This window comes from Polynucleobacter sp. Fuers-14 (assembly GCF_018882045.1).
Lineage (GTDB): Bacteria > Pseudomonadota > Gammaproteobacteria > Burkholderiales > Burkholderiaceae > Polynucleobacter.
In genome coordinates this window covers 231,742-254,163 of sequence record NZ_JACVPG010000003.1, presented here as the reverse complement: position 1 = coordinate 254,163, position 22,422 = coordinate 231,742, and the positions used below count along the sequence as shown (strand labels likewise).

Genomic DNA, 22,422 nt, shown 5'->3' with positions numbered 1-22,422 from the left:
CAGCGCCCACCATCCTGACCCATCACGGCCCGATAGATCTTCTATTGAGTTTATACAGTTGCTAATAAATTCCATCTACCCAAAAGAAAAGGAACCACATTGCTGTGATCCTTCGTATAACTGGTGGGTCGGGTGATGCAGAGTAACTGACTGTCACGTAACACGACACCATCCAGCGTCGGTTTAACTGACTTCACTTCTGTAGATGCCATATCAAAACTATTTAATTCCACATGATTCCAATGATCTCGGTGCGTATGCCACGCCTGATCTAGTAAGGCTTAACTCATTGTTTCTGCTATTGATTTAGCTCATTTTTAAAGCTTCTAAGGCGTAGGTCGCACGTTCGAATCGTGCTGGGCAGGCCAAATTCCAAATTAACATTAAACTAAGAGCTTATTTAGAGTTTCGCTCTAGGTATTCTTCCCCAAAAAAGAATCGATTAATTCAAAAGTGAAGTGTATCTGCGCAAAAATGGTTTGGTAATCCATTAAATTGGTTAATAATCTATTGAATTTAAATAAAACTTAGTCACCATAGGATTGTCATGAAATTTTTAGCCTTCTTCATATCGCTTTTGCTTTTGGCGCTGAACGCCCAAGCTCAAACAGTAAATCCCATGCCAACAGTAAGTGATGATTGGCGTTTTTCAGGAACTATTTCTGGGTGGGCACCTGCCTCTTGGACAACGACCAGTGTTGGCAAGCACACGGCTACCTCTGACACCTCAATAAATCAAAATCTCAGCAATACTGGTGCTGCAGCCATGTTTACCTTAGAGGCGCATAAAGGTAACTGGGGTGTAATGGGGGATTTGGTTTACTGGCAACTATCCGGTAGCGGCGGCGCAACTCGCTACCTACCTGGCCATGACGGAATCAGTTTGTATGGAGGCTATAACGGTCAGTTAACTCAAACCATGCTTACCCTCGCAGGGACTTATACGGTATACGATACACCGACTATCTACTTAGATGGATTACTAGGAGCAAGATATGCCTCCAATACCACCACCGTAACCTCTAACTTTGTCTTAGATGGCTTAGGAAACAGGGCCGCAACATCTACCAACTATGCGTCTCATTCCAATCAAACAACTGATCCCGTGATTGGTTTAAAAGGTCGCGCTAGAATTGTGGATAGCTCTTGGTTTGTACCATTCTATCTTGATGCAGGTAAGGGCCCTGGCTCCAATAATGGTACTTGGCAGTCGTCGATTGGCGTAGGGGATGCCTTTAGCTGGGGGGATATTAGTTTGACTTACAGAGCAATGGGCTTTCATATGAAATCCTCGAATAGCAATACCAATTTCACTAATGCGGGTCCCCAGTTGTCGGCTACCATCAATTTCTAATTTACTCCACGGGTTTTATCCGAGAATAAAAAACATTGATACGTAGCCCCTCTGAGTAAGCCCAAAATTGTTTCTATGCTCATATTTACTTTCTTCAGGTATTTCGTTGGCAAGAAATACCTGAATTGGCTCATGAGGCTTTATTAATTAATATACTGATCTATTGATTTCTGCCTACGCACTTAATTGATGAATCATAATCATCTGAACTAGCAAACCAATTCTTGCTCCTGATCTACAGTTTTTAATCGCTTTCCTTTTGAGTGCTATTAAACAGTATGGTGTAGATATTTTGAGCGCATCTTGTCTTAGAATGTTTCAATGCATATCAAATTAATTACAAACTTCTTGTTGCTCGCAAGCACCACTTTTTTTCTAGCAGCTTGTTCAACAGCTGAATTAGGGGCACGCTTTGAGGCCAACCCCCAATGCAAAGATATAGTGAATGCCAAGTCGGGTGCATTAATGCCTTGCCCTGGATCGGATAAGGCGTTTTATAGAGAGGTCGGTTTAGCTCCAGCAAAGCCAGCTCCGGAAGTGAGCAATCCAATCGCTTCGTCGCCAACGGCAGCAACTACAGTGCAAGCACCATTAAATAATGTTCAAACGTCTGCACCATCTGGACTACCGCAGACGACTCCTGCCCAAGTTGAATGCAAACCCCAGATTCATAAAAAGACAGGTGGCACCTTGCCATGCCCAGCCCCGCACTAAATTGATCTAGACATGATAATCTTTATAAATAGAAGTCTTACAAAGTAACTTAACCCACCACTCGGAATCGCCATGAATAAAATGAAAGTACTGTTAGCATCATTTGCTACAGCAATGACTTTGGCTGCATGTAGCAATGCACCTAAATTGGCTACGCAGCCAATGCCTAGATCTGGATTCTTGCCTGATTACAATCTTCTGGTCCCAATGGCTAGTTCCGATAAAGATACTCGTATTTGGAGATATCGTATTTCAGGTGTGAACCCTGGTTCATATACTGCGGTCATCTTGGACCCGATTTACCTGAATCAAAATGCCACCAAGTCAGCCAGCATGGATGACATTAATAAGGCAAAAGCTGCACTCCAAGCATCTATGGTTGAGGCTGTTAATTCTCGCGGCACTATCAGGATAGTGAATAGACCAGGACCTGGTGTTGCACGCATCTCTGTTGGCATCACTGGTGCCGAAAGTTCAGCCGATAGCTTGCAACCATGGAATTTCACTCCAATTGGTTTAGCAATGAATGCTGCTGCTTATGCTGGCGGTGTTAATTCTAAAACACCAGCGCTCTTAGTTGAGAGCAAAATTACGGATAGTCAATCAAACCAATTATTAGGTGAAGGTTTGATTACCATTCAAGGTGAATCCTTTAGAACTAACGCTGGCTCTGCAGATTCATTTGTCGCAATGGCAAAGAAAGTGGTCCGCTCTGCATTAGAAACATCCGCCAACCCAGTGCCAACTGGTCAATAAGCTTCCATTATGAAATCACCCATTAAAAAAATAATCGTCATTACCTTGTCATCTCTGGTGGCAATCCCATTATTAGCCCTGGCTGATGATGCTTCTCGCGATAAAGAAATTGCCGAGCGATTTGCTAAATGCGATGTCAATCATGATGGCAAGTTAACTCGAGAAGAGGCTAATGGTTGCATGCCTCGTATTTATGGCCACTTTAGTTACATCGACTCTACTAATAAGGGCTATGTGACCGTCGCTGAAATTCAGTCTAAGGCTAATCGTTAATATTTAAAATATAAGAGCCTCTTAGGAGGCTCTTTTTTATTAGGTGAATAATGTCTGTATCTTTTCCTGGTTTTGAAGCTAAAACATTTCACGCTGACTCTGAAGATGGCTCTATTGAGATCTCATATCTCATCGGTGGCAGCGGTCCTCCATTGTTGTTGCTTCATGGCTTCCCACAAACAAAGGCAATCTGGAGCCAAGTGGCGCCGGAGTTAGCCAAAAGCTTTACGGTAGTTGCTGCAGATTTAAGGGGTTACGGAGCGTCATCAAAGCCTCATGGCAGAAGTGATCACATAACGTATTCAAAAAGATCTATGGCCGCAGATCAACATGCATTGATGAAAAGTTTAGGTTTTAACCAATTCTTCTTGCTTGGGCACGACAGAGGCGGAAGGGTTTCTCATCGCCTGGCAATGGACTTTCCTGAGAGTGTTTTGCGTTTAATGGTTCTGGACATCTCTCCAACATTAACCATGTATGAGAAGACCACTATGGAATTTGCTAAGGGATATTGGCATTGGTTCTTCCTAATACAGCCAGAGCCAGTTCCAGAAACCTTAATTGGCGCTAATCCTGAGTTTTGGTTAAAAAACCATATGGGTCGCCATGCGGGCACAGGGATATTTTCCCCAGATCGATGGGCGGAATATTTTGCTGGGGCTAGTCGTCCAGAAAGCATGCACGCGATGTGTGAAGATTACCGCGCTGCTGCTTCGATTGACCTCATCCACGATCGCTCGGATCGTGCTGCAGGCAAGATGCTGAAGATGCCACTGAGGGTGTTGTGGGGTGAACATGGTTTAGTAAACCAGTGCTTTAAACCCATAGAGGACTGGAGGGTTGTGGCCAAGGATGTTGCTGGAAAGGCTGTTCCCAGTGGTCACTACATACCAGAAGAGATTCCTGACGTTTTGCTGGCAGAGGCCAGGGAATTCTTTGGCTAAAAGCTCAATAAGTAAGCTTTAAAACAAAAAACCCTAAATAAATCATATATTTAGGGTTTTTAACAATCACTCAGGGTGAAAGTTATTGCTTGCCATAAAGCTAATAGTGCGTTCGAAGCCAAGAATACGGATATAACGCCAAGCAATATCGCGGTATTTACTGTCCAGGTAGCCTATAGCTACTTCAGGCGTCCTTGTGGACAAGTCGATCTCTTGAATTGCACGGGCCCAACGTTTGAGTCTTGTTGACATATTTGTCACCTCCATGGCTATACAACGCATAGAAAAGCGGTCGAGATGACACGAATTACAAAATATTTATCAAAAAACAGCTGTTTTTCTTAAATAGAGACAACTTTATGGGGATTAAAGATATTTTGGGGATCTAAAGCTCTTTTGAGGGTCTTCATGAGCTCGTGGGCCACTTCACCCTTATGAGCCCTTAAGCCATCCAATTTAAGCTGTCCTACACCGTGTTCTGCAGAAATGGAGCCATTACAGCGCTCGACCTGGGCATATACGAGCTCATGAATCGGTTTTTCATTGATTTCGTTGAAAGTCTTGGGGTCTGTGCCCAAGGGTGGGGCAATGTTGTAGTGCAGGTTTCCATCCCCTAAATGGCCAAAATTGATGATTCTGACACCCGGAAACTTTGTCCTCATCAAGGCATCGGTTTCTTTGATAAAGCAATCAAGCGATGAAAGGGGAATGGTGATGTCATGTTTGAGGTTTGCACCTTCTTCGGCTTGCGCTAGCGTGATGTGTTCCCGCATATGCCAAAAAGCATTGGCTTGACTTAAGTTACTAGCAATAACGGCGTCGCTGATAAGGCCAGATTCGAAGGCTTCCTCCAAAATGGTTTCAAGAAGTTGTCTGACATGGTCCTCGCTCTCATGATCTGATAATTCAATCAGCACGGTAAATGGTGGCTTACCTTGCAGTGGATTTGCCATTTGAGGAAAGTGCTTCTCATTTAACTCCAAAGACTCCTGCGTCATCATTTCAAAACCGGTGAGCAATGAGGTTGCCCGTTTCTGAAAAAGATTTAAAAGTGCAATTGAAGAGGCGATGGTTTCACATGCGACAAGGGTGGTCCATTGAGAGATCGGTAGCGGGTATAACTTCATGACTGCAGCGGTAATGATTCCCAAAGTACCTTCAGATCCAACAAACAAGTCACGCAAATCGTAACCCGTATTGTCCTTGCGCAAACCTTTAATGCCATTCCAAATATCACCGTTGGCCGTAACAACCTCAAGACCTAGACATAGATCACGTGCATTGCCGTAGCGAAGCACATTAGTTCCGCCTGCATTGGTTGCTAAGTTGCCGCCGATCATGCAACTACCCTCAGCACCCAGACTTAAGGGGAATAAAAATCCCTGTACAGCAGCTTTTTCTTGCACGGCTTGCAAAATACATCCCGCCTCGAGTGTGATAGTTTGATTGGCACTATCGATTTCACGAATCTGATTCATGCGCTTGAGATTGAGGATGACTTGCTTACCGCTGTTATCGGGTGTAGCGCCGCCACAAAAGCCGGTATGACCGCCTTGAGGGACTATAGCAACCTGGCTTGCGGCGCAGAGCTTGACGATATTCGCTACTTCAGCAGCATTACCAGGTAAAAGAACTGCAAGCGCTTTTCCCGTAAAGCGTTTACGCCAATCAGTTAAGTAGGGTGCTTTATCCTCATCTTGAGTCAGAATATATTTTGTCTCAAGGACTGTGAATAGCTGATTGATGAAGTTTTGCATTCTTACTCCGCTGCCGCCTTCTTCAGAGCCTTGGCTTCTTTTTTGATGGGCTTTAAATACATAAGTAAACAAACAAAGCCGATTGTTGAGAGAATAGTTTCTAGCAACGCAAGCCAAAAGTTGGTCCCTGTTTCAAGAATGCGAACCAAGCCTTCAGTTATATATAGCAGTATCAACATTGAGGCCCACTGCATTGTGTAAACCTTACCTTTCCATATCCCAGGAATAGCGAATAGCAAAGGTACGCCTTTTAGGATTAACCAAGACCCATTAGGTCGGAGAGGGGAGATGAACCACTCCCAACAGACACACAAGATAAATAAATCAATAAAAGCGGCTGTTGCTATAAGTTGGTATGGATTTTTGTTGAGAATCTTTTTTATCATGATGACGGCTGAATAAATTACCTTTTATTTTGAAAAAGCATTAAGGCAGTTTCAGCTAGGCGTTTGCCTTGCGCCTTTGCCAGGCGTTGCTCTTCAGGGCTAATAGGTGCACGTCCATCGGCGTGAGCGAGATGAGTCGCTCCATAAGGACTACCGCCTGTATTGGAAGACATTAGGTCAGGCTCGCTGTAAGGAATGCCCATCAGCATCATGCCGTGATGCAACAGTGGAATCATCATGGTTAGCAGGGTGCTTTCTTGACCGCCATGCATGCTACCGGTACTCGTAAAGACGCAGGCGGGCTTACCAATTAAAGCGCCATTCAACCACTCGGAAGAACTACCGTCCCAAAAGTATTTCATCGGCGCTGCCATATTGCCAAAACGAGTCGGAGACCCTAAAGCAAGACCAATGCACTCCTTTAGGTCTGAATATTCAGCGTAAGGCGCTCCATCCTGGGGAACGGCTGCCTCAGTAGCTTCACAAACCGCAGATATGGGGGGCACGGTTCTCAAGCGGGCATTTGCCCCTGGTACGCTCTCGATACCCTCGGCAATCAGGCGCGCCAGATCCTTGGTTGCACCATAACGGGAGTAGTACAAAACTAAAATATCGTGTTGGCTCATATTGATCTCTTATGATACGGCGATGCGCCTTATTCGTAACCCCCAATTATGGCTCTCTCTGGCTAAAGAGATCTGGGAGCGTAATCGCGGTCAAAATTTGAAGCAAATTGCAGCCAGCCTAGCATTTACAACAACTTTATCCATGGTACCGATGGTGACAATCGCCACCATGTTGATTGGTCACCTCCCAAGCGTCATCCAAGTTAAAAATACCTTTAGATCCTGGCTTTTGGATACCTATATGCCAGGCGGCATTAATCAGCAGGCATTTATTTATTTAGAGCAATTCTCATCCCAAGCAAAAGGCTTAACCTATGTGGGCTTGGCCGGACTGATCATCACGACAATCATGACTTTAGCGGTGATTGAGGGTGCCTTTAACCAAATATTCAAGGTCACTGCAAGACGCCCTTTGTATAAAAAAATTGTGATCTATAGTGCAGCTACTATCCTGGGTCCAATCCTGCTTGGCGTTGGCATTTACTTGAGTGGTGTTTTATTTAGTGCTTCAGAAGGCTGGATCAGCGCGGTATCTTTTGGTTTTCAATTAGTGGCTGCCATTGCCCCAATCTTTTTGGCGATTCTGGTCTATGCAGTGGTCTACAAAATTCTTCCTTACGCCAAGATATTGTGGCGAGACGCCTTTGCAGGAGCTTTTGTAGCAGCACTTGCCTTTGAGCTAATGAAGTTTGGTTTTGCAATTTTTTTAGGAAATACAGCCTTTTATAAGACCGTATATGGCGCTTTTGCGATCTTGCCCCTGGGTTTAACGTGGATCTATATGACCTGGTGGATTACCTTAACTGGCGCTGTACTGGTGGCCAATTTGCCGGATATACGAAGCGGTGTCATTAGGGTTATTCGTTACTAAAAGTATCGCCTAAGCTCTTGATTCGCAGAGGTCTTGAGTCTATATTGGATCTATAAATACATTGTTTTCGGAGACCAAATGAAAGTTCGTGACATATTACGCGTCAAGGGAAGCACCCTTTTTACAGTAGCCCCCGATACAGCGCTGCAAACTGCAGTGCTAGTAATGAGTGAACACGACATTGGTTCATTAGTGGTCATGGAGTATGACAAGCTAGTTGGTATTCTGACCTTCCGTGAAGTCATCGCCGCTTTAGCCAAGCATCACGGCAAGCTTGAAGGTCTTCAAGTGAATACTGTGATGAATCAAACACCTTTGACCTGCAATATGGAAACCGAGATTGATGAGGTTCGGCGCATGATGCTGGTAGACCATGCGCGCTATTTGCCAGTAGTCGATCAAAAGATGTTGATGGGCGTTATCTCTTTCTACGACGTAGCAAAATCGGTAGTGGAAGCCCAGGACTTTGAAAATACGATGCTTAAGGCCTATATTCGCGATTGGCCAGAAGATACTGAAAAAGCAGCTTCCTAAGTCGTTCTAGCCATCATTTTCCGACAAATGACATAATGTCGATATGTCAGGAAATACTTTAGGCCTCCTTTTTACCGTTACCACTTTTGGTGAATCCCACGGTCCCGCAATCGGGGCGGTGGTTGATGGTTGCCCACCAGGCATGAATCTTTCCGAAGCTGATATTCAGCTAGATTTAGATCGTCGCAAACCAGGCACATCCCGTCACGTGACGCAGCGCAAAGAAGAGGACAAAGTTGAGATCCTTTCTGGTGTGTTTGAAGGCAAGACAACAGGTACGCCTATTGCGCTATTAATCCGCAATACAGATCAACGCAGTCAGGATTATGGTGACATCTTGCAGACCTTTAGACCTGGTCACGCAGATTATGCGTATCAAAATAAATATGGTATTCGTGACCCACGTGGTGGCGGTCGCTCATCGGCTCGCTTAACAGCGCCGGCTGTTGCTGCAGCTGCGATTGCCAAAAAATGGTTGCATGAGAAATATGGTACTGAGTTTTATGGCTATATGAGTCAATTAGGTGAACTTGAAATTCCATTTAAAGATATCACTCAGATTGATCAGAATCCATTTTTTGCCGCAAATGCAGAAATCATCCCTCAGCTTGAAGGCTATATGGATGACTTGCGTAAAGCAGGGGACTCTTGTGGCGCACGTATCGAGGTACGAGCTCGTAATGTGCCTGCGGGCCTGGGTGAGCCTTTGTTCGATAAATTGGATGCCGATATTGCGCATGCCATGATGGGTATCAATGCAGTGAAAGGTGTTGAGATTGGTGCTGGCTTCAAATCAGTGTCTCAACGTGGCAGTGAGCATGGAGATGAGCTTCATCCCGATGGCTTTGCAACGAATAATTCTGGCGGTACCCTGGGCGGCATTAGTAGTGGCCAAGATCTCCGTATTTCCATTGCGATCAAACCAACCTCTAGCATCATGAGCCCGAAGCAATCCATTGATTTAGATGGAAAGCCCATAACAGTCCAAACCAAAGGTAGACATGATCCTTGCGTTGGCATTCGTGCAACACCAATTGCTGAAGCAATGTTGGCGCTTGTTTTAATGGATCACGCTCTACGCCATCGCGCCCAATGCGCTGATGTTCCGGATGCCGCGTCTATTCCAGCCTCTCAACCAGGCGCATTCCGCGATTAATGGGCTCATAGATGACGCCTTCGCTACGCTGGGCCTTCGGGTCCTTTTTCTTTTTATATTTTGCATATGTTGGACTGGTTTCTCCATATGCCAGCCTGTTCTTTTTAGATCGGGGCTTTAGCGTGATAGAAATTGCAGCATTGATGTCTATGTTGCAGATCACCCGCATTGTTGGCCCATTCTCTTGGGGTTGGTTATCAGACTACCTTTCTAATCGGATTAGCATTATTCGATTCTGCGCATGTCTTGCGGCGGTTGTTTTCTTATGCATTTATTTCTTGCATAGCTACATCGGGTTTTTTATTTGGATGTTTGTGTTGCACACCATTTTGAGTAGTTTGATGCCACTTGGTGAGTCAGCCACTATTCATGCTCTATATAAAGATAATTCCTTCGATAAGCGTTACGGACGCTTGCGTCTGTGGGGATCTATCGGCTTTATTGCCATGGTTCTTGCCGCAGGAGAGCTATTCCAGCGCAAGAGTATTTGGCTTTATCCCATTGTCGGTACCGTTGTTTTACTAGCCTTAGCTCTTATTACTTTTTGTTTACACGAGCCCAAGATGGAGCGTCGCAAAATGGTTAAAGGGGAGTTATTAGTTGTACTTTTTAATCCAGATGTTCGGTGGTTTTTAGTGTCTGGATTTTTTATGATCTTTGCCCACGCCGCTTTATATGTTTTTTACTCTCTTTATCTCTCTAACCTTGGCTACAACAAATTTCAGATTGGTCTGTTTTGGGCTCTAGGTGTTTTTGCCGAAGTCATTTTCTTTTACTTTCAAAGTAAAGTATTGAGCAGGTTAGACGCCGAGGTGATATTGCAGGCCGCTTTTGGAATTGGGGTCGTCAGATTTGCCTTAATAGCTTTCTTACCAATAACCTCTGTGTTGATAGTGGCGCAATTAATGCATGCAGGCACATTTGCTGCGCACCATAGTGCCGCTACAAAACTTTTGCAACGCTGGTTCACAGGCCCGGTACAGGCTAGAGGTCAAGCTTTGATGGCCACCATCTCATACGGCCTTGGCGGAACGCTCGGAGGGTTATGTGCTGGCTGGATATGGGAAGCATCTCAACCAAGAGATGTATTTGTAATGTCCGCGTTTGCATGCGGACTGGCGGGTATGGCGATCCAAAAACTCAGACCGCGACGTTATCCCGCCAGATAGAACTACTTAGCTTTTTATTGAATCTTTGCCTTAGCGCGTAGTTTTTGCATCATTTCTGAGAACTTCGCCTTTTGCCAATTCTTATCAGAGATGATCATCTGCTTCAACTGAGCCTTCATTTCTTCAAAGCTTGGGGCTTGAATATCACGAGAGTCAATCACCTTAATGACGTGCCAACCAAACTGTGATTTCACAGGCTTGTCAGTAATTTGCCCATTTTTGAGTTGAACCATTGCTTTAGAAAACTCTGGCACTAATGCTTTATCGCTAACCCAGCCTAGATCGCCGCCATTTTTAGCAGAGCCAGTATCGAGCGACTTTGCCTTAGCGATTTCTTCGAAATTAGCGCCTGCCTTAAGCTGCGCAGTAATTGCCTTGGCATCCGCTTCTTTTTCTACCAAGATATGTTCTACGTGATATTCCTTGCCACTGTATTGCGCCTTTGCAGATTCATAAGCGGCTTTCAGGTCCGCTTCTGCAACACCTTCTTTTTCAACATAATCCTCAAATACAGCGCCAACTAAAACTCCCATGCGTGCTTGCTCTAATTGCTCACGCACCATTTCATTATGAATGACGCCGCGCTTGTCAGCCTCCTGCAATACCAATTCACGGGTTACCAACATCTCACGAGCTTGATCGCGTACCTGCGGGTTATCGGGCTGTCCTGAACGTTGAACTAGCTTATCTAATTGCGCTTTAGGAATCGCTTTGCCATTCACGATGACGGCATTTTGTGCGATTGCATTTGCAGATAAAAGAGCGGCTCCAAGAAGGCTTATTGAGAGTATTTGACGTTTATTGACCATGGTTTTGATAATTAAATTAAAGGGAATAGCGCCATTCTAAAGTAGCCCTAGACAGCAACTTCGTCTGGGGCTAGGGCGGCAATGGTTAAAGCATGAATTTCCTTGGGAATATGGCGATTCAAGGCAGCATAAACAGCTCTATGACGTGCCACTAGGTTCAAACCCTTAAACTCTGGGGCGATGATTTCAAGTCGAAAGTGGCCGCCGCCACTAGCCGCGCCTGCATGGCCAGCATGAAGATGACTTTCATCTTCAATCTTTAAGGCTTGTACCTGAAAAGCTTTGCGAAGATCTTCATCGAAAGCGGCAATCCGTTGTTGATTGATGCTCATTCGCTTGGATGCTCCATGTGCCTGGAGAGCCAAACTCCTTGAAGAATGACAAAAACCAATAGGAGGCCAGTACTTCCAAACAACTTAAAGTTAACCCAGGTTTCTTCTGAATACTCAAAAGCAACATACAGATTAAGTGCGCCCATGAAGAAAAAGAAAAGGGCCCAAGCAATATTCAGACTATGCCAAACCGAATGAGCGGATTCAGCTTTGAGCGTGACCTGTTTTCCCATTAACACCTGTATCCAGTTCTTTTGAAAAAACTGAGCGCTGATAAATAGAGCGCCTGAGAAGAGCCAGTAAAGAGCTGTCGGCTTTAATTGAATAAATGTTTTGTTATGCAAGAAGATTGTGAGGCTCCCAAACACAACAATCATGACAAGACTTATCCATTGCATGGCATCGATCTTGCGATGGCGGTAATAGACCCAAAGAATCTGTCCGATAGTGGCCACCATGGCTACGATGGTTGCTGTGTATATGTCACCCAGCTTAAACGCGACAAAGAAGAGAATAATGGGGAATAAGTCGAATAAAAATTTCATAAAGTGATTATCCAGCTATTTATTTATTCTTCATTTTTTGCGGGTATGGCGTTGGTACTTGGCTCAAAACTCAAGGAAGCCGAGTTAATACAGTAGCGCAAACCGGTTGGCATAGGGCCATCCTCAAATACATGACCTAAATGGGCATCGCAATTTGCGCAACGGACTTCGGTGCGAATCATGCCATGAGTAGTATCTCGAATTTCCTTAATGGAGGATGCAACTTCTGGGGCGTTATAGCTTGGCCATCCGCAACCAGCATCGAACTTGGTCTCTGATAGAAAGAGTGGCGTATTGCAGCAAACACAGTGATAGCGACCCTTGTCCCAATGATCGCAGTACTTGCCGGTAAAAGGTCGCTCGGTTGCTGCTTCTCGAGTGACTCGATACTCTATATCACTTAATGACTGCTTATATTCTTGATCTGTTTTTTTCATGTTGACTCCAATAATATGATTTTCTTATAAAACGCCTATGAGGAGCAGCTTACTTCAACCATATCCATATCAGGTGGTGGAGCTAGTGAGTAAGAAGCAAAATCTGGCTGCTCATCAAAGGGACTGCTTAAAACCTTAAGAAGCTTTGATATCTCAGAAAAGTCTTTTTTCTGCGCCTGCTCAATGGCAAACTGGGCGAGATGATTTCGTAGAATATATTTTGGATTTACCCGATTCATTGCTAGGTGTCGCTCTGAATCATTGCTAGATTCACTCTGTAAGCGAGCTAAATAATCAACAAACCAAAGATCAATTGCATCACGGTTAATAAAATCATCTCTTAAGGAAATCTGCGAAATAGACAGATCTGAGTTGAGCTTTCCAAGGTTGCGAAAGAAGTTCGTGAAATCCACCTTCGAATCATGCATTGCCTGCAATAACCGTTCAATCAGGGCAACGTCCCCATCTTGCTCCGTACTCAATCCTAATTTATTACGAAACAATGCTTGCCAATTTTTCGCATAAATAACCGGAAACTCTTCAAGGGCAGCACGTAATTGCTCTTGCGCTTCTTTTTCGCTATGGCGGAGCTCGAGCAATGGAATCATAGCGCTGGCCAAGCAAGCCATATTCCAATGCATGATTTGTGGTTGACGATGGTAGGCATAACGACCACCTTGATCGCTATGGTTGCAAATATGATCGATCTGAAACTGGTCTAAAAATCCAAAAGGGCCATAGTCAATAGTCAATCCAAGTACGCTGATATTGTCGCTATTGAGAACCCCATGACAAAAGCCCACAGCCTGCCATTGAGCGACTAATTTGGCATTGCGCGCACTAATTCTTTTGAATAGATCTAAATAGGGCTCGTTAGCCTGTAGGGATTCTGGGTAATGTATTTCTATGAGGTAATCTGCGAGCTCTTTTAACCTTGCATGGTTTTGTAGCGAAGCGTAATGCTCAAAGTGACCAACTCGAATAAAGCTTGGTGCTAAGCGAGCACAAACGGCTGCAGTCTCTAAAGTTTCCCTTCTGACAGGCATGTCTGAGCCAACAATTGATAGCGCTCTTGTAGTTGGAATTCCCAAAGCATGCATTGACTCGCTGCATAAGAATTCCCTAATAGATGAGCGCAATACAGCGCGACCATCACCCATGCGGGAGAATCGCGTTATCCCAGCTCCTTTGAGCTGTAATTCTTGCTCAGCAATATCGCCTAACAATATTGCGCGTCCATCACCCAGTTGACCAGCCCACACCCCAAATTGATGTCCACTATAGACTGTTGCTATAGGATTTGGAAATTGATGATTGGTTGTATTTAAGCCGTTCCCAGACAATACCTCTAGCCATGTTTTATCTACGGGCAGATTATTTTCGTCCAGGTCGATACCCACCAATTTGGCGGATGTGGGTGAAAATGCGACCCAGTAGGGATTGGGTATCGGGGTGGGGAGGGTTGCTTGGCAGGCATCATCGCCGCCTAAAGTAAAGACCATAGAGGTATTCTAGGTGGATTTACTAAATCACGTGCATGGCTCTAAAATTAATCTATGAACAAACAAGTCCAAATGAATCCACAAACCCAATTAGCTAATTTAGGCGAGGAATTGAATGTGCCTTTTTTAAAGCTTTTGGGTGTTCGTTGTTTAAGCGCTGAAATGGGCAAAGGGGAGATTTTGCTGGCCCTCAAACCTGAGCATAACAACACCTGGGAAGTTGCACATGGAGGTGTTTTGTTAACGCTGATGGATGTGGCTATGGCTGTTGCAGCACGTTCCGGCGATCCCGGTGATCGCAGTGTGGTGACAATTGAGATGAAAAATAATTTCATGCAAGCTGCAACCGGTGTGCTGAGAGTGAAGGCTGATACGGTTCGCAGAACTGCAACAATGGCTTTTTGTGAAGCCAAGCTTTATAACGATCAAGGTGAAATTTGCTGCATGTCTACCGGCACCTTTAAGTATCTGAAGCGCTTAGTAGCTCGTAATGCGGATGGTGATCGAGTTATAAACGATGATGGTCGCTTTGAGTAATGCTAGACGGATAAATTTGAATCTGATGCAGAGCTAAGGGCACCTGTAACAACGTCATGGCCTACAGTTCCTGAAGCATCAAAGCGACGCTCCACCATCTCAAACTGACCGTCTTTCCGCACCCGTAAAACTGTACTTGAGCGCGTTCCATAAGCGGGGGTTTTAATAAATGCAGGGGAAAGTGCCTTCTCCCATTCACGACTAACCCCCGTGTTAGGAAGCTCGTTATCACTGGCGTGATGGGTGTCCGCTAATAGCTTTAAATACGGATCTGCATTTTTAAGTTGCCCTTGATCCATAGCCAAAGCCTGAGCAAATGCGGCTACACGATGATTTACTTTTGGCCACGGGGTATCAAGCATGGCATTGGACAAACCATAAACCCCTGGCTCTAACGTCTGCTGTGGAAAAACTTTGCGTGGACGAATACTTTGCCCCATCATCATGCGGTTGCTTACCCAATGCATTTCGGCATTGGCTGGATCACTTAAATCCGCCATCAAAAGATTAAAACCGTTGTATTGCTGAAAACGTTTTGCATTGCCTTGGATAAATTCAGAGGGGCGCTCATTGCCGGTGAGGTACATCAAAGATAGTTCACCACGCGTTCTAGAATCGGGATTTTTTTCGCTAGGCGCTCGAACATTCGTTAAGGCTGCAAATTTTCCGGTCTTGGTAAACCCAAGCCAGGTGCCAGGACTACCCAATACATCAGCGCGGTCTCTGCCTGCTAAAACATGAGGATGTTCAGACCACCATGAAACGCCGTCGGTATTGCGCTCATAAAACTCATCACGGTTCGCTGCTACGACCAGCGAATATTCTGGGTGAGAATTCCAAGCGAAGAGAATAAGGCACATAAGGGTTATTAAATTTCGCGCAAAGGGTAGGGCAATACATCTATTTTTAACACAGGTCCTTCAGCGCTACCAAGATGAATTTCCCCATTTTCAAGCGCCTCTAGCTTGCACTCGATCTGAAGGTCAATGCGCTCCCGATCCTCTGGAGAATGTGCAGATAAAACAACCATTCCTGCTGGCTGGGAGGGATCATTGGAGTGGAAAAGTTCAGCGCCCGGCACGGCCAATTTTTCATCTGAACTACTTCTATCTATATGGGCAATTTGCAGTCGACGCTTGATGGCGCCACGATATTGGCTACGAGCAACGATTTCTTGGCCTGGATAACACCCTTTTTTAAAATCAACGCCGGCCACAGATTCAAAATTAATCATTTGGGGAACAAATTGCTCCTGTGTTGCTTGAACAATTCTAGGGATAGCACTTAAGACCTCAAGCTCATTCCATGCTTCAAGCATTTCATTAGAGTCGCGTGCACTTGATTGCTTATCAATGGGCATTGCTAACAAAAGACGTGCAACAGATTGATTGTTTGCCAAAACATCGGGCATGCGTAAAGCTATAGCGCTAGGATCAAGCTTAAATTCGACAATCTGCTCCTCGGAACCATGCAGCCCAGAAATAATCCAATCCTCGGATACATCGGTAACCTTGACCTTTGAGCGCAGTACAAACATGGATAAACGTTTTGCTGTACTTGCGGCAATATCTTTTGAAATAAATAAAGCAAACCGATCTTCGGCATTCTCGCCAGATGGAAATAATCCAAGCCATGCACTTGCAAGCAACCTTCCTTTAGGACTGCAATAGCCTACTAGGCGGACACCCGAAAAATTTTGGGCCATTTGACCGGGAAGGGTGCGGCTAAGCCCCAACACTGAATTTGTTAATTGATTTTGTAAAAAACTTGCAGCATCTGAGCCCTCAACCAGGATGAACCCCCACTGCTGCAAATTGCAGGGCAGGGAAGTGGGGTTATTTAGCCAGTTTTGCTCAATTTTGGGGGTATTTATCATGACCCTTTTATCATAGCCTGATGAGCAGAAAAATTCAGAGCAGATCTCTATTTATTAAGAAAAAGTCAAAAGATCGAGGTCTCAAGTATTGGTTTGCCCTTCTGTCAATCTTCCTAGGTCTCATTTATGGCGGTATTTTTTTACTGCCAGTGGTGCCCAACACCCCCAATGTCGATAGCGTACCTGTTTATAAAGTGAAGATTAATCCGAATTCCAGCCTTTCTAGCATTGCCGATCAGTTGGGTGAACAAGGCTTATCGATCAATAAATTCACTATCCAGGTAGGAGCTAGAAGTCTTTTTGTAGGATCAAAACTAAAGCCAGGCACTTATATGCTCCCAGTGGGAGGAAGTCTCGGTAAAGTGTTGCTGCAAATAGCACGCGGTGACCGGGTGAGGGAAAGTATTGCGATTATTCCGGGTATGACTATTTGGCAACTGCGGAGCATCATCGATATGCACGCAGCTCTAATTCACCAAACTAAGGGAATGAGCAATAAGGACTTGTTGCAATCCCTCAATCTTAGCTATCCCAGCGACGAAGGACTTTTTCTTCCTGATACCTATATATTTGACCCAGATGAACCGGATTTAAATATTTATCGCAGAGCCGCACAAGCCATGCAAAAGCAGCTAAACCAGGCTTGGGAGCAAAAGGAGCCTGGGCATCCCTTAAAAACACCCTATGAACTCTTAATTCTGTCTTCTATCATCGAAAAAGAAACTGGCCGCTCCAGCGATCGGGATAAGATTTCGGCTGTATTTATAAATCGTCTCAATAAAGGAATGCCTCTCCAAACGGATCCCGCGGTTATCTACGGAATAGGCCCTAAATTTGATGGAAATTTGCGGAAAGCGGATTTACGCAAAGACACTGCCTACAATACCTATATGCATAAAGGTTTACCTCCTAGCCCCATCGCAATGCCTAGTAAAGAGTCTATTTTGGCAGCTGCGCATCCTGCTAAAAGTGAGGCCTTATTTTTCGTGGCAAAGGGCGATGGCAGTAGTCACTTTTCTCAAAGCTTAAAAGAGCATGAGTCAGCAGTAGACCGGTATCAACGCAAAATTGCGCCTGGGAAGGGCGCCAACTAAATTCATTTGACTATGACATCAGCACAAAACGGATATTTCATTAGTTTCGAAGGCATCGATGGCGCAGGAAAGAGTACGCACGTCGACGCCTTTAGAAATTTGATGCAAGAACGCTACCCAAACAAAGAGGTGGTGATGACACGTGAGCCTGGTGGAACTAGTTTGGGTGAGCAATTGCGCAATCTACTTTTAGATGCCCCCATGAATTTGGAGACTGAGGCATTATTAATGTTTGCTGCACGTCGTGAACATATTGCACAGGTTATTGAGCCAGCGCTGTCAGCAGGAAAGATTGTTATTTCCGATCGCTTTACGGATGCTAGCTTCGCCTACCAAGGTGGTGGCCGCGGCTTGAGCTTGTCAAAGTTAAATGAATTAGAGCGTTGGGTTCAGGGTCGCCCCGATGGTTCACTTTTGCAACCCAACTTAACAATCCTGTTTGACTTACCTGGAGAGGTTGCAGAGGCCCGTCGCTCCAAGGTTCGTGCCCCAGATAAATTCGAAAAGATGGATCTAGATTTTTTCGAAAGAGTTCGTCAGGAATACTTGAGAAGAGCCAAGGATGATTCATCGCGCTTTCATCTAGTCGATGCAACGAAAACCCCTGAAGCCATTTGGGACGGTCTGAAGCTTATTCAGATTGCGATTTAAGTGAAGCAAGATAATTTTATGGCGCCTTGGCTTAAGCTATTATGGGAAAGCTTGGATTTTGCCAACTTTCCCAATGCGATTTTGCTGCATGGCCAGTCTGGTATCGGTAAGTTTGCATTTTCTGTTGAGCTTGCAAAGGCACTTCTTTGCGAGAATTTAAATGCAGCAATAAAACCCTGCAATCAATGCGAAGCCTGCCACTGGTTTGATACGGGCAACCATCCGGACTTTATTGCTTTAGTTCCTGAAACGCATCGAAAACTCCTACCTCACGCTGATTATGAGGGTGACGACACACCTAAAAGAGGTAAAGCGGCACGTGATGATGACGGTGATTCAAGCGAAAAAAAGGAGAAGAAAAATATCTCTATTGAAGAAACCCGTCATGCCATAGAAAATCTTTCGATTGGCTCACATCGTGGTGGTAATCGTGTGATATTGATTTACCCCTTAGAAATGTTGCGCACGGACTCCGCTAACACCTTATTAAAATCTCTTGAAGAGCCTCCAGCCAACACTATCTTTATATTGTTAGCCGATCGTGTTGATTGCGTCTTACCTACGATTAGATCGCGCTGCCGACTTCTGACTGCGCCACGCCCTGATCGCGTGCAAGGATTGGCTTGGCTAAAATCCCAGTTGAATAATATTGACGGCCTAAAAGTGAATGATGGGGATGTCGAGACCATTTACGATGAGCAGGGTGGGGCGCCATTCTCAGTGTTGAGCTCTTTGATCGCAAGACATAATAAAGATGAGAAGGATGAGCTCACGATATCAATTCAGGCATCACGCTACTTATTGCAATCGATGGCTCAGGGTGCGAGAATAAATTGGTTAGATACAGCCGAGAAGACATACAAGGCTCAATATGGCTTTCTTTTGGCAAGCATGCAACGCTGGGTTTCAGATTTGCAGTCAGTTGCCCAAGGCGGTGCGCCACGGTATTACCCAAAGCACGTATCTACGCTTCAGGGCCTTTCAAAAGGAGTGAACGTTCAAAAAATGCTCCAGCTATGGAAGTCTCTGGTACAGGCTCGTCGTCATGAGAATCATCCTCTAGCCAACCGCATCCAATTAGAAGCATTACTTTCCCAATACCAGCAGATTTTTGGCTCATAGAATCAACCCAGGCAGTCTAAAATAACGAGTCATGTTCATAGACTCCCATTGCCACCTCGATTTCCCGGAATTTCAATCCCGTTTACCGGAAGTATTGAGCAATATGCAGTCGGCCAAAGTGAGTCACGCTTTGTGTGTATCGGTTGATTTGCCGGACTTTCCTAACGTACTCAAATTGGCGCAAGATCATCCCAACCTCTTTGCTTCTGTTGGCGTTCACCCTGATTACGAAGACACTCCTGAACCTACCTTTGATTTTCTGGTTGGGACGGCTTTAAAGCACCCTAAAATCGTTGCAATTGGCGAAACAGGACTTGATTACTACCGTATGGGAGATCGTAGTTATGAGTCCATGGAGTGGCAACGAGCCCGGTTTAGAACCCATATTAGAGCTTCCATCGCATCTAAGAAGCCTCTCATCATCCACACAAGGGCCGCCTCTGAGGACACTATCAAAATCCTCAAAGAGGAGGGTGCCCAACAAATTGGCGGGGTGATGCATTGCTTTACTGAATCCTACGATGTTGCAAAAGCAGCTATGGAAATGGGATTTTTCATCTCTTTTTCGGGCATTGTGACCTTCAAAAGCGCTAAAGAACTCCAAGAAACCTGTAAACAGGTTCCCTTAGATAGAATGCTCATTGAGACGGATTCACCTTATTTAGCACCCATCCCATATCGCGGTAAGACAAATGAGCCTGCATGGGTATCTAAGGTCGGTGAATATATTGCCGATCTTAAAGGTGTACTTATTGAAGATCTAGCCAAACAAACCTCAAGTAATTTTTATGAATGTTTTCAAATAGATAGGAAATTTTCATGAGAAATAAAATTAATAAAATTGTCTGTATTTTTATCGTTTCAGTTAATTTAAATAACAATGCCTTGGCCCAATCAGATGCCGAACTTGATGATTTCGCTAAAGCAGCAAAATTCAACGATGTTTCCACCATAAGATCTCTAGTATCTAAAGGTGTTAGCCCGAATTCAATCGACTCCAAGGGCGAATTAATGCTGAATCTAGCAATAAAGGACAAGTCTGAGGATGTCATCACGTTTCTAGTGGCCAATAAGGCTACTGATGTGGATATTTCCAATAAATTTGGTGAAACACCACTCATGATTGCATCCATTGAAGGCAATTTACCTCTTGTAAAGAGTCTCATACAGGTACAAAAGGCTCAACTTAATCACATAGGCTGGACTCCTTTACATTACGCCTGTTCAAGGGGTCATCTAGAGGTTGCCCAGTATTTGCTCGCCAACGGAGCATTTGTTGATGCTCCTAGCCCTGGCAATACTACGCCGCTAATGATGGCTGTTCAGTCTGGCAATGAAGCATTGGTTAAGTTATTGCTAGATAAAGGGGCCGATCTACAGGTGCGTAACTCGCAAGGATTTACGGCCATTGATATCGCACTGATTTATGAGAAACCATGGATTACTGAGGGCTTGATTTCACGCTGGCAGAAGCTTTATAAGCAGCCTTATGTTGCTCCAAAGGTCCTTGCCCAACCCAAATCCTGATATCCCAATCTGCGTATAATCATTATTATGTCAAATAAGATATCTTTGTAGTACAAACCACTATTTCCTATGGCAATTCACTTTCTTCATGACGGCAAGACCCCTGTAGTTAATCTATTAGAGAGCGCAGATCTCCCTAGCCTCCATAGTCTTTTCTCCCAGATCAATACGGATATGGGCAATAGCCAGATTTGGATTGTATTAATCATTGCATGCTTAATGCTCACTTTTCATGGTGTAGCGGTTCTGTTAGTTGCAGGAGCATTTCATTGGATTGATCGCAAATTAGAAAACAAACGCATTCATGGGGCAAATTTCCTTTCCTACTTTATTGCGATCCTCATGATCATCGGCACCCATTTCATTGAAATCATTGCATGGGCCTATATTTGCGTTGCACTAAAGGTTTTCGCAACTAACCCGCAAACCTTTTACTTTGCTGGTGAAATGTACACAACGGTAGGATATGGTGACTACACGCTTTCAGAGCATTGGAGAATTCTGCCCATCATCATTTCCTTTTCGGGTATTTTCGCAGTATCCATGTCAGGTGCCGCACTTTATTCCATGATGGGCGCGTTATTAGGGCACACAAATCCAAGTTCAAAATCCGAGGATAGCGCCCAGCCCTAAGGCATTATTCCTACGGGAACGGGGTTCTTTTGCTTAAAAACAAGCTCAAGCACCCTGCCACTGGACTCTTGCGACCGAATTCGACCAGGCAGCCATTCCAAATCCTTTGCAAGCCATATGTCCACTTGACGCTTATAAGGGTCATTTTCACGCTGCATTAAGGCGTAATGTCGGTTTACAGACCTCCCGAGACTTGGAATATCATCAGAGACCGACTCTCCATAACTCTTGAAATTCCACATTTCGAGAGTGTTGTAATCAACCACTGGGATTCCCCTAATACTCCCCGCCTCATCCATTTTGCCGTCTCCATTTAATAGTGCGGCTAACTGAAACATGAGGCTAAAGCGATCCTGAGTGCCTGGCAATATTTGGGGTGTGAACTCGGGTTTTTCAGAAAAGAACATCTGCCCTTCCCCTTTTTCATTTCGATCAAAGCGTGAATACCGTGGCTGCCTAGTACCTCGTTGTGACCAATAAACGCTAGGGGCAATCCCATAAGCATCTACCGAACCGCGGGATTCAAAAATAAAGGGGCCAACAAATGCGTAGGCAATATTGACATAGAGTCGATAGTTATTCCCCTCGACAATCCAATCAATCTCACCAGTTTGATATTGTTGACCATCAACATAAGAGTCATAGAAAATAATTCCTGACTGCGGAAGCTTGAACGCAACCCCAGATTGATCTCCCACGACTCCCTGCTCACCCAGCCCATTACGATTGCTAATATCATTTCCAGTAGTCGCCAAGGTTTGTTTTTCGACCTTCTTAATTGGCATTTTGGACATTGCAATTTTTTTAGGTAGCTCTA

Annotated in this window: 28 protein-coding genes; 16 read left to right on the top strand and 12 right to left on the bottom strand. The window is 44.7% G+C overall.

Features of this window, described 5'->3' with window-relative positions:
- The first annotated feature begins 547 nt into the window (after positions 1–547).
- The 5 genes from ICN40_RS02025 (at position 548) to ICN40_RS02005 (ending at position 4,041) form a co-directional block, all read left to right on the top strand.
- The gene (locus tag ICN40_RS02025) at positions 548–1,354 is read left to right on the top strand and encodes a hypothetical protein (RefSeq protein ID WP_216241764.1); all 807 of its coding nucleotides are present in this window, start codon (positions 548–550) and stop codon (positions 1,352–1,354) included.
- Positions 1,355–1,675: 321 nt separating this feature from the next.
- On the top strand, positions 1,676–2,068 hold the full coding sequence (locus ICN40_RS02020) for a hypothetical protein (RefSeq protein WP_216241763.1): 393 nt from the start codon (positions 1,676–1,678) through the stop codon (positions 2,066–2,068).
- 72 nt (positions 2,069–2,140) lie between these two features.
- On the top strand, positions 2,141–2,824 hold the full coding sequence (locus tag ICN40_RS02015; RefSeq protein WP_216241760.1) for a DUF3313 domain-containing protein: 684 nt from the start codon (positions 2,141–2,143) through the stop codon (positions 2,822–2,824).
- Positions 2,825–2,833: 9 nt separating this feature from the next.
- Positions 2,834–3,097 carry an EF-hand domain-containing protein gene (locus ICN40_RS02010; protein ID WP_255561090.1) on the top strand — a complete coding sequence of 88 codons (264 nt, stop codon included), beginning with the start codon at positions 2,834–2,836 and terminating at the stop codon, positions 3,095–3,097.
- Between the two features lie 50 nt (positions 3,098–3,147).
- Positions 3,148–4,041 carry an alpha/beta fold hydrolase gene (locus tag ICN40_RS02005; RefSeq protein WP_216241758.1) on the top strand — a complete coding sequence of 298 codons (894 nt, stop codon included), beginning with the start codon at positions 3,148–3,150 and terminating at the stop codon, positions 4,039–4,041.
- Positions 4,042–4,107: 66 nt separating this feature from the next.
- On the opposite strand, the gene ICN40_RS02000 is transcribed toward ICN40_RS02005, so the two are convergent.
- From ICN40_RS02000 to wrbA, 4 genes are all read right to left on the bottom strand, one after another.
- Positions 4,108–4,293, bottom strand: coding sequence for a hypothetical protein (locus ICN40_RS02000; protein WP_072582447.1), 186 nt, complete (start codon positions 4,291–4,293; stop codon positions 4,108–4,110).
- An 89-nt stretch (positions 4,294–4,382) separates the two neighbouring features.
- A complete protein-coding gene (locus tag ICN40_RS01995; protein WP_216241756.1) occupies positions 4,383–5,798 on the bottom strand; it encodes an FAD-binding oxidoreductase in 1,416 nt (471 codons plus the stop codon).
- 2 nt (positions 5,799–5,800) lie between these two features.
- The gene (locus tag ICN40_RS01990; protein WP_216241755.1) at positions 5,801–6,184 is read right to left on the bottom strand and encodes a DUF2069 domain-containing protein; all 384 of its coding nucleotides are present in this window, start codon (positions 6,182–6,184) and stop codon (positions 5,801–5,803) included.
- Between the two features lie 17 nt (positions 6,185–6,201).
- Positions 6,202–6,810, bottom strand: a complete 609-nt coding sequence (gene wrbA / locus ICN40_RS01985; protein ID WP_216241752.1) for an NAD(P)H:quinone oxidoreductase — start codon at positions 6,808–6,810, stop codon at positions 6,202–6,204.
- Positions 6,811–6,832: 22 nt separating this feature from the next.
- Between wrbA and ICN40_RS01980 the strand changes: the two genes are divergently transcribed.
- The 4 genes from ICN40_RS01980 (at position 6,833) to ICN40_RS01965 (ending at position 10,540) form a co-directional block, all read left to right on the top strand.
- On the top strand, positions 6,833–7,681 hold the full coding sequence (locus ICN40_RS01980; protein ID WP_216241750.1) for a YhjD/YihY/BrkB family envelope integrity protein: 849 nt from the start codon (positions 6,833–6,835) through the stop codon (positions 7,679–7,681).
- 78 nt (positions 7,682–7,759) lie between these two features.
- Positions 7,760–8,215: a CBS domain-containing protein gene (locus tag ICN40_RS01975; protein WP_072582442.1), complete on the top strand. Its 456-nt coding sequence runs from the start codon at positions 7,760–7,762 to the stop codon at positions 8,213–8,215.
- Positions 8,216–8,258: 43 nt separating this feature from the next.
- Positions 8,259–9,371, top strand: a complete 1,113-nt coding sequence (gene aroC, locus ICN40_RS01970; protein ID WP_216241748.1) for a chorismate synthase — start codon at positions 8,259–8,261, stop codon at positions 9,369–9,371.
- 11 nt (positions 9,372–9,382) lie between these two features.
- Positions 9,383–10,540 carry an MFS transporter gene (locus ICN40_RS01965; RefSeq protein WP_216241746.1) on the top strand — a complete coding sequence of 386 codons (1,158 nt, stop codon included), beginning with the start codon at positions 9,383–9,385 and terminating at the stop codon, positions 10,538–10,540.
- Between the two features lie 14 nt (positions 10,541–10,554).
- On the opposite strand, the gene ICN40_RS01960 is transcribed toward ICN40_RS01965, so the two are convergent.
- Genes ICN40_RS01960 through ICN40_RS01940 form a run of 5 tightly spaced genes read right to left on the bottom strand, consistent with a single transcriptional unit; the run spans position 10,555 to position 14,165 of the window.
- The gene (locus tag ICN40_RS01960; protein ID WP_216241744.1) at positions 10,555–11,349 is read right to left on the bottom strand and encodes a peptidylprolyl isomerase; all 795 of its coding nucleotides are present in this window, start codon (positions 11,347–11,349) and stop codon (positions 10,555–10,557) included.
- Between the two features lie 47 nt (positions 11,350–11,396).
- Positions 11,397–11,681, bottom strand: a complete 285-nt coding sequence (locus ICN40_RS01955; RefSeq protein ID WP_215356804.1) for a BolA family transcriptional regulator — start codon at positions 11,679–11,681, stop codon at positions 11,397–11,399.
- Positions 11,678–12,226, bottom strand: coding sequence for a septation protein A (locus ICN40_RS01950; protein WP_216241743.1), 549 nt, complete (start codon positions 12,224–12,226; stop codon positions 11,678–11,680). Before ICN40_RS01950 ends, ICN40_RS01955 begins: the two co-directional genes overlap by 4 nt.
- A gap of 23 nt (positions 12,227–12,249) precedes the next feature.
- A complete protein-coding gene (gene msrB / locus ICN40_RS01945) occupies positions 12,250–12,663 on the bottom strand; it encodes a peptide-methionine (R)-S-oxide reductase MsrB (RefSeq protein ID WP_216241741.1) in 414 nt (137 codons plus the stop codon).
- A 35-nt stretch (positions 12,664–12,698) separates the two neighbouring features.
- On the bottom strand, positions 12,699–14,165 hold the full coding sequence (locus tag ICN40_RS01940; protein WP_216241740.1) for a YdiU family protein: 1,467 nt from the start codon (positions 14,163–14,165) through the stop codon (positions 12,699–12,701).
- Positions 14,166–14,219: 54 nt separating this feature from the next.
- On the opposite strand from ICN40_RS01940, the gene ICN40_RS01935 reads away from it, so the two are divergent.
- Positions 14,220–14,702, top strand: a complete 483-nt coding sequence (locus ICN40_RS01935; protein WP_216241738.1) for a PaaI family thioesterase — start codon at positions 14,220–14,222, stop codon at positions 14,700–14,702.
- Positions 14,703–14,704: 2 nt separating this feature from the next.
- On the opposite strand, the gene ICN40_RS01930 is transcribed toward ICN40_RS01935, so the two are convergent.
- Together ICN40_RS01930 and ICN40_RS01925 are read right to left on the bottom strand one after the other, a co-directional pair.
- Entirely contained in the window at positions 14,705–15,562 is an 858-nt protein-coding gene (locus ICN40_RS01930) for an NRDE family protein (protein WP_216241735.1), read from the bottom strand.
- Between the two features lie 8 nt (positions 15,563–15,570).
- Complete coding sequence (locus tag ICN40_RS01925) at positions 15,571–16,578, bottom strand: folate-binding protein YgfZ (protein ID WP_216241732.1); 1,008 nt, start codon at positions 16,576–16,578, stop codon at positions 15,571–15,573.
- A 20-nt stretch (positions 16,579–16,598) separates the two neighbouring features.
- On the opposite strand from ICN40_RS01925, the gene mltG reads away from it, so the two are divergent.
- The 6 genes from mltG (at position 16,599) to ICN40_RS01895 (ending at position 21,605) form a co-directional block, all read left to right on the top strand.
- Positions 16,599–17,672: an endolytic transglycosylase MltG gene (gene mltG / locus ICN40_RS01920; protein WP_216241730.1), complete on the top strand. Its 1,074-nt coding sequence runs from the start codon at positions 16,599–16,601 to the stop codon at positions 17,670–17,672.
- Between the two features lie 12 nt (positions 17,673–17,684).
- Complete coding sequence (gene tmk, locus ICN40_RS01915; protein ID WP_216241728.1) at positions 17,685–18,323, top strand: dTMP kinase; 639 nt, start codon at positions 17,685–17,687, stop codon at positions 18,321–18,323.
- On the top strand, positions 18,324–19,445 hold the full coding sequence (locus ICN40_RS01910) for a DNA polymerase III subunit delta' (protein WP_216241725.1): 1,122 nt from the start codon (positions 18,324–18,326) through the stop codon (positions 19,443–19,445).
- Positions 19,446–19,476: 31 nt separating this feature from the next.
- Positions 19,477–20,268: a TatD family hydrolase gene (locus tag ICN40_RS01905; RefSeq protein ID WP_216241722.1), complete on the top strand. Its 792-nt coding sequence runs from the start codon at positions 19,477–19,479 to the stop codon at positions 20,266–20,268.
- The gene (locus ICN40_RS01900; RefSeq protein ID WP_216241720.1) at positions 20,265–20,972 is read left to right on the top strand and encodes an ankyrin repeat domain-containing protein; all 708 of its coding nucleotides are present in this window, start codon (positions 20,265–20,267) and stop codon (positions 20,970–20,972) included. Before ICN40_RS01905 ends, ICN40_RS01900 begins: the two co-directional genes overlap by 4 nt.
- Positions 20,973–21,041: 69 nt before the next feature.
- Positions 21,042–21,605 carry an ion channel gene (locus tag ICN40_RS01895; protein ID WP_216241718.1) on the top strand — a complete coding sequence of 188 codons (564 nt, stop codon included), beginning with the start codon at positions 21,042–21,044 and terminating at the stop codon, positions 21,603–21,605.
- On the opposite strand, the gene ICN40_RS01890 is transcribed toward ICN40_RS01895, so the two are convergent.
- Complete coding sequence (locus ICN40_RS01890) at positions 21,602–22,399, bottom strand: DUF3108 domain-containing protein (protein WP_255561089.1); 798 nt, start codon at positions 22,397–22,399, stop codon at positions 21,602–21,604. The two genes, ICN40_RS01895 and ICN40_RS01890, sit on opposite strands and share 4 nt — an antisense overlap.
- Positions 22,400–22,422 lie beyond the last annotated feature (23 nt).